The organism is Agarivorans litoreus (assembly GCF_019649015.1).
Taxonomy (GTDB): Bacteria; Pseudomonadota; Gammaproteobacteria; order Enterobacterales; family Celerinatantimonadaceae; genus Agarivorans; species Agarivorans litoreus.
This window is the reverse complement of the sequence record NZ_BLPI01000001.1, coordinates 459,532-472,688: the sequence shown is the minus strand read 5'-3', so window position 1 is coordinate 472,688 and position 13,157 is coordinate 459,532. Positions and strand designations below refer to the sequence as shown.

General features: G+C 45.2%; 10 protein-coding genes and 2 pseudogenes. 11 read left to right on the top strand and 1 reads right to left on the bottom strand.

Going from position 1 to position 13,157, the window contains the following annotated elements:
• From K5L93_RS02120 to K5L93_RS02100, 5 genes and pseudogenes are all read left to right on the top strand, one after another.
• Window positions 1-699, top strand: a complete 699-nt coding sequence (locus tag K5L93_RS02120; protein WP_220718275.1) for a P-loop NTPase family protein — start codon at window positions 1-3, stop codon at window positions 697-699.
• Between the two features lies 1 nt (window position 700).
• A complete protein-coding gene (locus tag K5L93_RS02115; protein ID WP_246614963.1) occupies window positions 701-1,630 on the top strand; it encodes a phosphate/phosphite/phosphonate ABC transporter substrate-binding protein in 930 nt (309 codons plus the stop codon).
• Between the two features lie 31 nt (window positions 1,631-1,661).
• Window positions 1,662-4,778, top strand: coding sequence for a PAS domain S-box protein (locus K5L93_RS02110; protein ID WP_220718274.1), 3,117 nt, complete (start codon window positions 1,662-1,664; stop codon window positions 4,776-4,778).
• 9 nt (window positions 4,779-4,787) lie between these two features.
• Window positions 4,788-6,221 (top strand): sigma-54-dependent transcriptional regulator, encoded by a 1,434-nt coding sequence (locus K5L93_RS02105; protein ID WP_220718273.1) that lies wholly within the window; start codon window positions 4,788-4,790, stop codon window positions 6,219-6,221.
• A 129-nt stretch (window positions 6,222-6,350) separates the two neighbouring features.
• Window positions 6,351-7,661: pseudogene (locus K5L93_RS02100) on the top strand (IS4 family transposase).
• Window positions 7,662-7,693: 32 nt separating this feature from the next.
• Here the strand turns inward: K5L93_RS02100 and K5L93_RS02095 are convergent.
• Complete coding sequence (locus K5L93_RS02095; RefSeq protein ID WP_220718272.1) at window positions 7,694-8,107, bottom strand: helix-turn-helix domain-containing protein; 414 nt, start codon at window positions 8,105-8,107, stop codon at window positions 7,694-7,696.
• Window positions 8,108-8,210: 103 nt separating this feature from the next.
• Here K5L93_RS02095 and K5L93_RS20040 point away from each other — a divergent pair, with 103 nt between their 5' ends.
• The 6 genes and pseudogenes from K5L93_RS20040 to K5L93_RS20030 form a co-directional block, all read left to right on the top strand.
• Complete coding sequence (locus tag K5L93_RS20040; protein ID WP_246614962.1) at window positions 8,211-8,480, top strand: class I SAM-dependent methyltransferase; 270 nt, start codon at window positions 8,211-8,213, stop codon at window positions 8,478-8,480.
• A gap of 25 nt (window positions 8,481-8,505) precedes the next feature.
• Window positions 8,506-8,847 carry a class I SAM-dependent methyltransferase gene (locus tag K5L93_RS20035; RefSeq protein WP_308805600.1) on the top strand — a complete coding sequence of 114 codons (342 nt, stop codon included), beginning with the start codon at window positions 8,506-8,508 and terminating at the stop codon, window positions 8,845-8,847.
• A 169-nt stretch (window positions 8,848-9,016) separates the two neighbouring features.
• On the top strand, window positions 9,017-11,137 hold the full coding sequence (locus tag K5L93_RS02085) for an LruC domain-containing protein (RefSeq protein ID WP_220718271.1): 2,121 nt from the start codon (window positions 9,017-9,019) through the stop codon (window positions 11,135-11,137).
• 4 nt (window positions 11,138-11,141) lie between these two features.
• Window positions 11,142-11,687, top strand: coding sequence for a hypothetical protein (locus K5L93_RS02080; RefSeq protein WP_220718270.1), 546 nt, complete (start codon window positions 11,142-11,144; stop codon window positions 11,685-11,687).
• A gap of 12 nt (window positions 11,688-11,699) precedes the next feature.
• Entirely contained in the window at window positions 11,700-12,758 is a 1,059-nt protein-coding gene (locus K5L93_RS02075; RefSeq protein ID WP_220718269.1) for a glycosyltransferase family 4 protein, read from the top strand.
• Between the two features lie 112 nt (window positions 12,759-12,870).
• A pseudogene (locus K5L93_RS20030) lies at window positions 12,871-13,091 on the top strand (transposase); the annotation flags it as partial.
• Window positions 13,092-13,157: the final 66 nt, after the last annotated feature.

Here is a 13,157-nt window from a genome sequence, read left to right as displayed (position 1 = left end):
ATGATTAGCTTACCGTCAACTTATCAAGAACTAGAGCGAGTGTATCAACGCTTACCGGTGAAACAGCATTCTTGCATTGGTGTAAGTGCCAGCCAGCCAGAAGAGGGCGTGTCTACCTTGGTTGATGCCATTGCACGCCGCGCCGCTGGGGCTGGTCGAAGCGTACTAGTGGTGGATTTTAACCTGCATCACCCCCGCCATTTTGATGTGCCAGTGTTCGATTTAGGCTGGGATCGCGGCAAAGTGCTTGGGGTGATTAAAGACCAACAGTCTGGCGTTGATTACTTGCCAGTGCCAATGGACAAAGTGAGCTTGGTGCAGCTAAGAGAACCAGGTGCTATTGAGCAATGGGTAGAGCAATGGAAGCAAAGCTATCAGCTGGTGTTGTTCGACACCTCGGCGATTAACCAAACTAATAGCGGCAACCTTCATGCCGCTCGTGCTTTATCGGCGTGTGACGCCAGTATTATCACCATGATGGCTGGTGTTACTTCTCGGCCTGCTTTTGAAACGGCCATTAACGATCTTAGCCATGAAGATATTCGCCTACTTGGGGTTGTGATGAACGATCGCTTTAATCCAAGTTTAAAAAATGAGTTATTGAGAGAAACTTCACGAATTACCGACATGTTTCCTCGTTTCAAGGGGTATCTGCACAGAATTCTCGTTAACTCTCAACTACTTTCAATAAGGATATGATATGTTTTTCATAATACAAACGGCGAAAGGAAGTCGCGTTCCATTGAGTAAACAGCAACAAGAATTGTTTGAGCTAAAAAACAAGCAATATAAAGCCAAACGCCGTATGCAAATTAAAGTTACGGTGTTGTTAGTGTGTTTATTGCTGGTGATTTTTGCCGCTCTTATGTCAAAGGCTGAGGCAAAAACTTATACCTTTGGCATTGTGCCGCAGCAATCTGCTACCCGTTTGGCTCTGCAATGGAGTCCGCTTTTGGAGGCCGTTAGCCAACATAGTGGTTATCTCTTAGAGTTTAAAACTGCACCCAGTATTGCCGAATTTGAAAAGCGTTTAGCCCAAGGGCAATACGATTTTGCCTATATGAACCCTTACCATTATCAGGTGTATTCAGAGCAACCTGGTTACCAAGCTTTCGCAAAATCAAAAGATAAAAAACTTAGTGGTATTATTGTGGTAAGTAAAGAATCTGATACTACTATCAATAATGTGCGAGACTTGGATGCTCAATCAATGGCTTTTCCTGCACCCAATGCGTTTGCCGCTAGTGTGGTTCTTAGAGGTTACTTAACTCAACAAGAAATTGATTTTAATCCGTTTTATGTTGGGTCGCATGACTCGGTTTATCGGGCTGTGGCTGCGGGTTTATACCCTGCTGGTGGTGGTATTCCGCGCACTTTTCAAAGCAGCACGGTTAAGGACCAATTACGCATACTGTGGGAGTCGCCAGGCTTTACCCCTCATGCCATCGCGGCACACCCTAATGTGGAAGCGCCAGTGTTAGCCGCTGTGCAGCAAGCGTTTCTTAGTATGGGGCAAGATGAAGCGCAACAAAGCTTACTTAAAGCCTTAAATATGAAAGGTTTTGTTGCCGCAAATGATGCCGAGTGGGATGATGTGAGAGAGCTTGGGATAGGCGATACTCACTACTAATAGACCTTAGCAACAAGGATGAAACGACGCGATGACATTTAGCTTTAAGGCAAAAACAGTTCTGGGCGTCGCTTTAATTGAGGCCGTACTGTTAGGCGTGTTGGTGTATAGCAGCATTGGCTGGTTGTATGACTCTAACGAATTGCAAGTAGAGCAGCACAGCAGAATGATGTCCTCTCTGTTTGCCTCTACCACTAAAAACGCCATTATCACCACCGATTTAGCCACCCTCGATAGCCTTACCAGCGAATTCTCCGCACAAAAAGACATTGCCTACGTCATCATCAAAGACCAAAACGATCGTTTGTTATCAAAGGCAGGTGTAGACCCCTTATCTAACCCTAGAGATAACCCCGACTTAGGAGACCATGAACACAGCGTATTTGTTACCGAAAATGTCGTTGAGATCGGTGGGCGAATATACGGAAACATAGAAATTGGTATTTATGACCATGGCTTACATGGGCTTATTTCTGAAGCGAGCTCTTTTGGGGTAAGCATCGCCTTATTAGAAATAAGCTTAGTGGCCTTATTTTCGTTTTTGCTTGGTTCATACCTCACGCGGCAATTGGGGGATTTAAGAGATGCGGCCAAAACCATAACCCAAGTAGGGCCGGGCATTCAGCTTCAAGTTAAAGGCAAAGACGAAATATCTGAGGTGTCTAACGCGTTTAACACTATGTCTGCTGCCCTAGAGAAATCTCACAAAGAGTTTAAGCAAAGTATAGAAAAACAAGAAAGGTTAGCCTTAGAACTTAAACAAAACCAATCCATTTTAAAGGCCACTATCGCTTCTGCAATGGATGCCGTTATAACTACTGACCGGCATGGTCATGTACTAGAGTTCAGCCAAAGCGCTGAAAAAATGTTTGGCTATACGCGTGAAGAAATTGTTGGAAAAGATTTGGCGAGTTTTGTGGTTCCCGAAGCATTTCGTGAGGCGCATCGTCAAGGTTTAAAGCATTTTCGGAAAACTGGAGAAGCGCCAGTACTAGGCCAGCGTTTAGAATTACCTGCCTTGCATAAACAAGGTCATGAGTTTTTATCGGAGCTGACCATTACCTCGGTAGAAGTGGGGGATGACACTGTATTTACCGCGTTTATGCGTGATATTTCTGATAAGAAACGTACCGAGCAAGAGCTACAATTAGCCGCCGAAGCCTTTGATGCTAACGAAGCTATTTTTATTACTAACCAACACGCAGAGATTGTAAGGGTTAATCAGGCGTTTACTCGTATTACTGGTTATAGCGCTGAGGAAGCAATAGGCCAAACGCCTTCAATATTAAGCTCAGGAGAGCACGATAAAGCGTTTTTCGACAATATGTGGCAACACTTAAAACAAGATGGTGTGTGGTCGGGCGAGATTGTTAATCACCGCAAAAATGGCGAGCGCTTACCCGAGTGGTTAAGTATTTCGTCGGTAAAAAACTCAGAAAATGAGATCAGCCACTATGTGGCCCACTTCACTGATTTGAGCGAACAAAAAGCGACAGAGCAATCGCTAGAGCGAGCCAAGCATGATGCCGAAGCCGCAAGCTTAGCTAAAAGCCGTTTTTTAGCCAGTATGAGTCACGAGATCCGCACCCCGCTAAATGCTATTATTAATATGTATCAAATACTCAAAGAAACCGATTTGAGTTTAGAACAACAAAGCTTTGTAGATACCGGTAATGAGGCCGGTCATACGTTAATGGCCTTGGTAAACAACGTATTAGATTTTTCTAAAATTGAGGCTGGACAGCTGGAATTTAATAACGAGTGGTTCTCGGCCACCGATACCTTAGAAAGTATCGTTAAGTTGTTTAGTACCTCCGCACAGCAAAAAGCCTTAAAGTTTGAATTAATTGTAGACCCAGAGATCATGCCTGAGTACTTTGGTGAGCCACTGCGCTTTAGGCAAATTGTATTTAACCTAATGGGAAACGCGGTTAAATTTACCTCTAAAGGCGGTGTAACCCTAGGCTTAAAAGTCATCCAACCTTATGGTATAGAGCTTACAGTTAGTGATACTGGTATTGGCATTAGTAAAGAAGACAAAGAGCGTTTGTTTGAAGAGTTTTACCAAGTAGATAGCGGCGCTACTAAGCGTTACTCCGGTACTGGATTAGGCTTAGCAATCACCCGCCAATTAGTTGAGAAGATGGGCGGAGAGGTGAGCGTAGAAAGTGAAGTAGGGCGCGGCACCACATTTACTGTGAACCTGCCTTTTAGGGGGCGTCATGCTCCTGTTATCCAGTTAGACGAAAATCCAGAGCCAAAAGAGCCTGAACAATCTGCAGCAAGCGATGCCCGAGTTTTGTTGGTGGAAGACAGCGCAATGAATCGTGCGGTGGTGACCCAAGTGCTTAAAGATTTTGTTAAAGAGTTAAGTTGCGCTGAAAATGGTCAAATAGCTGTTGAGCTTTGCGAGCACAATGAATACGACGTGATTCTTATGGATATGGCAATGCCCGTAATGGATGGCTTAGCTGCAACCCGAGCGATTCGAGCAGCCAGTGGGCCCAACCAACAAACCCCGATTTTGGCGATGACAGCCAATGCCTTTGCCGAAGATAAACAAGCCTGTTTTTCTGCAGGTATGAACGATTTTATCACTAAGCCTATCGACATCCCCTTGTTAAGGGCTAAACTGGTTCAGTGGTGTAGCGAAGCACCAATTCGCTCGCAGCTCAGTGAGCCACTTATATCAACGATACCAGAGCAAACAACAGTTAGTGCTCATGCTGACAAACCTAAGGCGAACTTGCATGTTGTTTCAGAGACAAAAACAGCAGCGGTGCTAGAACAAGACTTAAGTGTGTTGGTTGATAAAAAAGTGCTCGAGCAGTTGGTAAAAGATGCCGGAACAGAGGCACTGCCGTTGATGCTTTCTTTGTTGTATCAAGAAACTGAGCAGCAGAGGGTAACCATTAAACAAGCCTTTGAAGAACAGCTGTTTGACGACGTAGCATTAGCTGCGCATACCTTAAAAGGTAATGTAGCCACGTTTGGTGGAGAGCGTTTGAGGCAACTCGCACTTGCGATAGAAATAGCTGGTAAAGCATCGGATGCAGAAGCATTGGCTAATACTGTGCCGCAGTTAGATCATGTTGTAGAGCAAACAATTAACGCCATTAAACAGTTTGAAAAAACAGTGTGCGCTTAAGGAGAAGCTATGGGAAGTGAGTTAACAGCCTCCGTATTATTGGTCGAAGACAGCGAAACGCTTGCCGCCACCTATCAGGCTTATTTAAGCAAAGAAAATTTAAAATTAGCGCGCGTTGCCACCGGTGGTGCCGCGATTGAGTTCTTGTCTAAACAATCTCCGCAAGTGATGTTATTGGATTTAAACCTGCCAGATATGGGCGGGATGCAAGTATTGGAGTGGATGGTAGAACGTAGTTTACCCACCTCGGTGATTATTATTACTGCTTATGGCTCGGTAGATATTGCTGTTGACTCGATGCGTTTGGGGGTGGTGGATTTTATTGAAAAACCTTTTGATGCCAGCCGTTTAAAAGTCACGGTAAACAATGCACTTAACCTTCACAAGCTAAAATCTTTAGTCGAAAACTACCAAGCGGATGCAGGACGCGATAGCTTCCATGGCTTTATTGGCAGCAGCCTAGCCATGCAAAATGTATATCGCATGATTGAAGCGGTGGCACCAAGTAAAGCCACAGTGTTTATCACCGGTGAAAGTGGTACCGGCAAGGAAGTATGTGCCGAAGCCATTCATAAGCAAGGTACCCGTGCCGACAAACCATTTGTGGCAATTAACTGTGGTGCTATTCCTAAAGATCTTATGGAGAGCGAGATTTTTGGTCATGTTAAAGGCGCATTTACCGGCGCCTCGTCGATGCGTGCTGGTGCGGCTTCACAAGCTCATGGTGGAACCTTGTTTCTTGATGAGATAGGTGAAATGGACATGGAGCTACAAACTAAGCTACTGCGCTTTGTGCAAACAGGCCGTTTTCAAAAAGTGGGTGGCAGCCAAGAAGAACAAGTGGATGTTAGGTTTTTGTGTGCCACCAACCGCGACCCCTGGGAAGAGGTGCAAGCTGGCCGATTTAGAGAAGATCTTTATTATCGCTTGTATGTAGTGCCAATTCATTTGCCGCCATTGCGTGAAAGGGGATTAGATGTTCCCGGTATTGCGCAAAAGTTTCTGCGTCGTTACGCCAAGGAAGAGGGTAAGCAATTTCGCCGCTTCTCAAGTTTAACCGCCACGGTAATGAGTAATTATGATTGGCCGGGGAATGTGCGTCAGTTGCAAAATGTTATTCGCAATATTTGTGTATTACACGATGGCAAGGAAGTGCTCGCTAGCCAGTTACCACCTCCGATAAACCAATTGGTTCCAGAAGGTGCGATTGGTAAAGATGGTCGACACTCAGAAGAAGTCGTTACTGAGGAACAAAGTGATACTGGCTTAAACGGCGCTAGCCAATATCAAATTCAACCGCTGTGGATTACTGAGAAAGAAGCCATCGAACATGCGATAGACCATTGCGATGGTAATATTCCTAAAGCTGCTGAATTGCTGGATGTAAGTCCTTCTACTATTTATCGCAAAAAGCAATCATGGGAAGAAGCCGAAGCTAGCTAGGTCTGCATTCATCAAGATACAAAAAGGCCCTGCTTAGCAGTAATGCCGATCAGTTAAGACAGAACCATTGACGATCTTTCTAGGTATAGCAAAATCCGATGTTATTAATGGCATCGGATTTTTTCGTTTATGGACGTCTCACAAGCACTCAACATCATCAATGACTGGAAGCCCAATCAAATTGAAACACTGGCTGATTTGTTACCCCTTGAGCTCATTAATGAAGCCTATGCTTTGTCCGATACGGTTACGCTGAGAAAGCGCAAACTGTCGCTTGAGTCACTGGTCTGGTTGCTTGTTGGAATGGCGCTTTATAATGACAAATCGATAGCCAATATCGTGAATCAGCTCGATATTGTTGACCGTGAAGGTAAGCCTTTCGTTGCGCCAAGTGCACTCACGCAACGGCGTAAACAGCTAGGCGAACAAGCGATACACGATGTCTTTCAACTCATGTCAAAGCGCTGGTGCCAACAAGCCAACTTCGCTCACTGGAATGGTTTAACATTACTCGGTGTTGATGGTGTCACTTGGCGTACTGATGATTCTAAAGAGAACAGCGATGCATTTTCTCGACCTAAAGGCACACAATACCCACAAGTGCGCATGGTGTGTCAGATGGAGTTAAGCACACATCTCATCACCGCCAGTGCTTTCGACGACTACAACGTCAACGAAATGGTGTTAGCCGAAAAGCTGATTAAAGATACGCCAGACCATAGCCTAACGATGTTCGACCGTGGCTTTTATTCGATGGGGCTACTGCATGCTTGGTAGAGTGCAGGAACAGAGCGCCACTGGCTTCTGCCATTAAAGAAAAACACTCAATATACCGTGCTGAGAAGCCTTGGGCGTAACGATAAACTTGTCACCCTTACTAGTAATCCTAGAGCGCGTAAGTTATGGCCAGAACTATCCGAAACGATGACAGCTCGTCTCGTGACCCGCAAAATCAATGGCAAGACATTTGAGGTACTCACCTCCATGATTGACCCGATGCGCTTTCCCGCAGCAGATATTGGTTCATTGTATGGACACCGTTGGGAAATCGAACTGGGATACCGAGAGCAAAAACAGTTTATGTTGGGAAGGCGTTTGACACTCAGAAGCCGTAAACCGGAGCTGGTGCGCCAAGAGCTATGGGGCATTTTGCTGAGCTATAATTTGATACGGTATCAAATGGTTGAAATGTGCTTTGTGTTGAAAGGGAGCTACTTGCCTTACCAGCTGAGTTTCAATGGCGCGTTAGCGCATGTCATGAGGTTATTGGTAGGACTGCCTTATTCCAGCCCAGGGGCAATTCCTCGGCAGCTCAAGCATTTTTATGGGATGGCAGAAAGCCTCATTCTTCCGCCAAGGCGAGAACGAACCTTTCCAAGGTGCGTTAAGCCCAGGCCGCAGCGATACGCTAGAAACAAAAATGCCGTTCACCTTAAGTGAACGGCATTGCCTGCTTAGCAGGGCTTTTTACTTTAGGCTTGTTTGAGTTTGTTATTAGATTTGCTCGATTTTTTACTGGCGATGTTAAGTAAACGGCGAAAGGTAGGGCATTCGAAATGATTGGCTGCTTTGCATTTTGCACTGTGTCTTAAGCCATCACGCATAGTAGTGAGAGCTTTGATCGTTTTGTCTAATTCATCGGCTTTGGCATTTAGCTTAGCTCGTTCTACTTGCGCTCCATTTGATGTGAGCATGGGCTTTATTTCAAGTAACGAAAATCCAGCTTGGCTGGCTAAGCTAATAAAGGCCAGCTGTTCCACTACCTTCTTACTAAACTGACGTCGCAATCCTTTTCTTGAACTAGATTTAATCAAGCCTTGTTGTTCATAGTAGCGCAGTGTTGAAGCGCTAAGCCCCGAGGCTTTTACTACTTCTGCTATATCCATCTTTTTTACTCTTGACTTAAAGTCGACTTTAACTTGTAAACTAGTGGATAAGCTTGCTTAGCACAACGCTTTTTGCAGATTAGAAAGATTTTAGGGGGTAAACGTGCACGAACAATTTTGGCATCAAAAATGGGAAAAAGACGAAATCGGTTTTCATGAAGGAGAGGTGAACCGCTTTTTATATGATTACTTTAATGTTCTTAAACTAGCAGCAGGTGCGCGAGTGTTTGTCCCTTTGTGTGGGAAAACGCGAGATATCGCCTGGTTGTTAGACAAGGGGATGAAAGTAGTTGGCGTAGAGCTTAGTGAGCATGCCATAAAGCAGCTTTTTGCAGAGTTAAACCTAGAGCCCAAATGTAGAGAGCTTAGCTGACGGCCTACATTACACGAGCGCAAATATAGATATTTTTGTCGCTAATATCTTTAGTCTAAACAGTGAGTTATTAGGCGAAGTGGACGCAATTTATGATCGTGGTGCTTTAGTGGCTTTACCCGAAAACATTCGCACGCGCTACGCTCAAATGCTACCAACTATCACCAACAATGCACCGCAACTAGTGGTTACCTACAACTACGAACAAAGCCAATATTCCGGTCCTCCTTTTGCATTACCAGAGTCTGAAATAGAGTGTTTATATGCATCCGTTTATGCTTTAAAGAAACTCGCTAGCAGACAGGAAACAGGAGGGTTTGCCAAGGGAATAGATGTTGAAAACGCGGTTTGGTTGCTAGGGAGTTAGATAGCTTTAGTTCTTCAGCTATTCTAACTGATTTGCAAGATGCAAAAGTGTCATTCTATTCAATGGGATATTCGCAATTAAATTCATATAAATCATGTCGTTACAGATCTGGCTTAGCTCTTGCTAATAAGCAATTACTAGCCTCACAAAGTAAACGATAGGATTGAATATGAAACTTTGGAAACCTCTCGCTTTTGCCATGCTTTGCTCGCCATTGAGCACTTATGGTGCTGCGTTCTCAAGTTGCCCTACACAAGCTTTTTTGGTTCAGCAAAATGTGGCGCAACTGTTCGGTGTTAACTTGGCCACAGGCTTTTACCAAACCTTGGCCGATGATATGGGCACTACCGGTAAACTCAACGCTTTGGGTTTTAACCTCCATGACGATTACCTTTATGCTTGGAGTTACCAGCATGGCACCCTGGCAAGAATTGGTGATGACTACCAAATTGAGCCACTTAATCTAGATTGGAATGGCATTGACAGTAATGTGAGTTTTTACGTGGGCGATGTAGCCGTTAGCCACAATGCTCATTACCTCTATCGCAGCGGTTCATCGCGCGGTTTATACCGTGTGTCGCTAGATGAAACTGATAGTGACTACCTACAAATGCAGCGAGTAATTGATGGTAGTGCCTTAAACTTGCGCATTTTTGATATGGCCTTCCATCCCGATAACAACATGCTTTACAGCGTTGATAACAACGGAAACTTATGGAGCATTGACGCTAGCAACGGAAATAGCCAAAACCTCGCAAATGTTGGTCAAACTGGCACCTTTGGCGCGGTTTACTTTGATGTTGATGGCAACCTATATATTAGCCGCAACAGCGATGGCTCAGTATTCAAAATTGATGTTTCAGAAAGTAACCCACAAGCTCAGTTTTACGCACAAGGACCGGCATCGGGTAATAACGATGGCGCCCGATGCGCAATCGCCCCGATTGTTGCCGAAGACGAAGCCAATATCGACTTTGGTGACGCTCCAGATAGCTTTGGTACTTCTTTAGCCAATAATGGCGCGCGCCACCAGCTAGTGGATGGCGGAATTCACTTAGGCACCTATGTAGACGGCGAAGCCGATGCTTATGTGTATCCAAAGAGTGATGACAGCTCTCGTTTATTGGACGATGAAGACGGCATTGCATTTGTAACCAATGTGCAAGTAGGCCTAGATTTTGTAGTGCAGGTAGACAGCTCTGCAGACGGCTATTTAAGCGCCTGGATCGATTTGAATGGCAGCGGATACTTTGACCCAGAAGAGCAAGTGTTAACTGATAAAGCTGTTGTAAGTGGTGTGCAATCTCTTTTAGTGAGTGTGCCTGAGGGCTACGAAAGTGGTGACCGCTGGGCACGTTTTCGGATTAGCTCGGCGGGTGGTAATGCCGCCACGGGTGGCGCACCAGATGGTGAAGTGGAAGACATGCAAATCTACGTGGGCGACTCGGCCACTCAGGTTAGTTATTACCCAAGTGCTGATGGCTACGCCACGGTTGCCTTTGAAGATAATTGGCCAGCAGAAGGCGACTACGACCTTAACGACCTAGTGGTAAACCTGCAAACTAAGGTATTAAGTTTTGCTGATGGCGACGTTGCAAGGGTAGAGCTGCAAGGTGAAGTAAGAGCGGTTGGCGCAAGTTTTCATAATGGCTTTGCGATCCGTATTCCAGGGCTTGATAAATCGTTGGTGGATGTTGCAGCCATTCGATATGAAATAAATGGACAGCTATTGGATAGTCCGGTTCTGGATGCAAACACTAGCGATATTACCGCGATCATTGCCAGTAACGTGCGCGATTATATTAATAATCAAAACCAGTGTGACTTTTACAAAACGCAAAGCGATTGTCGTGGCGAAGGTCAACTTCACTTTAAAGTATTGTTACCAATGCTTGAAGGTGTCGCGGCCAGTAGTTTACCTAGCGCACCGTTTGACCCATTTATCTACGCAACCGATCAAGCGCGTAACCCTTATTTTGCAAACTCACCAGGCCGTGGCTTAGAGATCCACGCTAAAAATCAAAGCCCAAGCTCGCAAGCTGACGATACCTTGTGGGGAAGCATGGATGATGTGTCCAACCCAGCGGCTAATTCCTACTACCAAACTGGCAACGGCCTGCCTTGGGCAATCATTGTGCCTTACAACTGGCAGTATCCATTTGAGCGAATCAAAGTAAGCGATGCCTACCCCAACTTTATTGAATACGCCCAAAGTGAAGGTCAACAAGCCAGTGACTGGTACTTGCTGGAAAATGCCCGCAGCGAACTTATTTATCAAGATCAGGAGTAAGACCATGAACAAGTTAATCAATGTAAACCGTATTTTAAGTAGTGGGCTATTGGTGTTAAGCAGCAGCTTGTTAGTGGCCTGTGGGGGGGGAGGCGGCGGTAGTGGTGCTGTAGAAATTGTGGATGCAGTAGAAAGCGAAGAGCCTAGCCCGCAACCTACTACGCCGGTAGAAACCCTACCTGAGCCCGCTCCTGAGCCAACCCCTGTTGCAACCAGCTTAGAAGACGTACAGGTTGCAGAGAGTTTTATTTTTAGTAATCAGCAAGATATAGAGTTGCAGGTGTCTTATCCAATGCAGGGAGACGAACGAGCTCACTTAAATATTTGTACCCAATGGAAAGACATGGAGCAGCAAAGCATAGCGTACAGTTCTTGTGTATGGCGTGGTCAAATTAGCCAATCACAAATGGCGCTAGATATAACCTTACCAGCTCATGCCAGCACTTTAGTGGCTGAGGTTTGGCAGCTATCGTCTGGCAACGTGACTCGAGTTCATCAAGAGTTAAGTTTGGCAGAGTTAGGTGTTACCTCACCGAGCTTTTCGTTTTAAGAGGTCAATGCGATGCAGGCATATCATCATGGTGAGATGGTTCCTCAAGCGTATTCTGTTTGGTTGTTTATCGACAGCCAAACAGTGGGCGGTATAGAGAGCCACGTGTTCAATTTGGCCTTAGCGCTTCAGCAACGAGGCCATGCTGTATGTGTTGTGTTTTGGAAGGCTTATATCAAGCCTCATCCTATGCTTAGTCAGTTAGAGCAAGCTCAAGTGCCTTGGTTAATACTCGACGGCGCGATAGCTAGTTTGTTGCATGCGGTGAATGGCTTCTCTCCAAGACTGGTACACAGCCATGGTTACAAAGCAAGTTTAGTAGGGCGCGTGTTACGCTGTATTAAGCCTATCAAGTTGGTTTCTAGCTATCATGCAGGTGAAATTAGCCAAGGGCGTTTAGCCTGCTACGACTGGCTAGACCGGTATACCGCATGTTTATCGCAGGCCAGAATTGCTGTTAGTAGAGATATAGCCAAGCGTGTTGCAGCATCTAGCAAGATAGTGAACAACTTCGTGCAAGTCCCCCCGTTTGTATCGACCTTAAAGTCGCGGCGATATAAGCGCCGTCTAACCATTGGTTTTGTTGGTCGGCTAACAGAAGTAAAGGGGCCTGATCGTTTTTACCAATTGGCTAAGGCCATGCCTGAGCTCAACTTTGTGGTGTTTGGTGAGGGGGCTTTATTGCCAAATGATGAACACAGAAACTTAAGAAACCTAAACTTACGCGGCAAACAAAACAGCATGGATACTTGCTGGAAGGAGCTAGATTTACTGTGTATGCCTTCACGAAATGAGGGCTTGCCGCTGGCGGCTTTAGAGGCCATGAGCAGAGGGATCCCGGTTATCGCCAGTAATGTTGGGGCGCTTAGTGAACTCATCAAACACCAACAAAATGGTTTTATACTAGAAGGCTTTGAAGTTGAGCAGTGGTGTGAAGTCATTAAATGCTGGCAACAAAATGCTAATTTTCAGCATCAGCTTGCTAAGCAGGCTAGGCAAACTATTATCGAGCGTTACTCGCCAGAAGCGATTATCCCGCAGTTTGAAAAAGTGTATAATCAGTTGGTTTAATGAGTAAAAAGTATTTTTTAAAGGTCGGTCTCGTATGCGTTTTTTATTAAATGGCGGGGAGTGGTGATAACAAATTGTACTGTCTAAATAAATTGTCCGTTCACGTTATCGGGGTATCGAAAACAGCCTTCACTGGGTGCTTGATAGAGCGTTTTGCGAAGACAATTGTCAAATCTACCGAGAGAACGCCGCAGAGCTTTTGGCGATTATCCGCCATATAGCGCTAAACCTGCTGAGGCAAGAAACGAGTAAAAGGACAGTATCAGACCTAAGCAAAATATCGCGGCATTAAATACTGCTTACTTTAAACAAGTGCTATCGGCAGGGGGCTAACCGGAAAAATAGTTATTCATGTGTATTCACTGACTTAACAAAAATGCCGATTCTTGTCTTCAAGAA

Coding starts and splice junctions, on each gene's coding strand:
- K5L93_RS02120 (WP_220718275.1), top strand. CDS start 1: ATGATTAGCTTACCGTCAACTTATCAAGAACTAGAGCGAGTGTATCAA.
- K5L93_RS02115 (WP_246614963.1), top strand. CDS start 701: ATGTTTTTCATAATACAAACGGCGAAAGGAAGTCGCGTTCCATTGAGT.
- K5L93_RS02110 (WP_220718274.1), top strand. CDS start 1,662: ATGACATTTAGCTTTAAGGCAAAAACAGTTCTGGGCGTCGCTTTAATT.
- K5L93_RS02105 (WP_220718273.1), top strand. CDS start 4,788: ATGGGAAGTGAGTTAACAGCCTCCGTATTATTGGTCGAAGACAGCGAA.
- K5L93_RS02095 (WP_220718272.1), bottom strand. CDS start 8,107: ATGGATATAGCAGAAGTAGTAAAAGCCTCGGGGCTTAGCGCTTCAACA.
- K5L93_RS02085 (WP_220718271.1), top strand. CDS start 9,017: ATGAAACTTTGGAAACCTCTCGCTTTTGCCATGCTTTGCTCGCCATTG.
- K5L93_RS02080 (WP_220718270.1), top strand. CDS start 11,142: ATGAACAAGTTAATCAATGTAAACCGTATTTTAAGTAGTGGGCTATTG.
- K5L93_RS02075 (WP_220718269.1), top strand. CDS start 11,700: ATGCAGGCATATCATCATGGTGAGATGGTTCCTCAAGCGTATTCTGTT.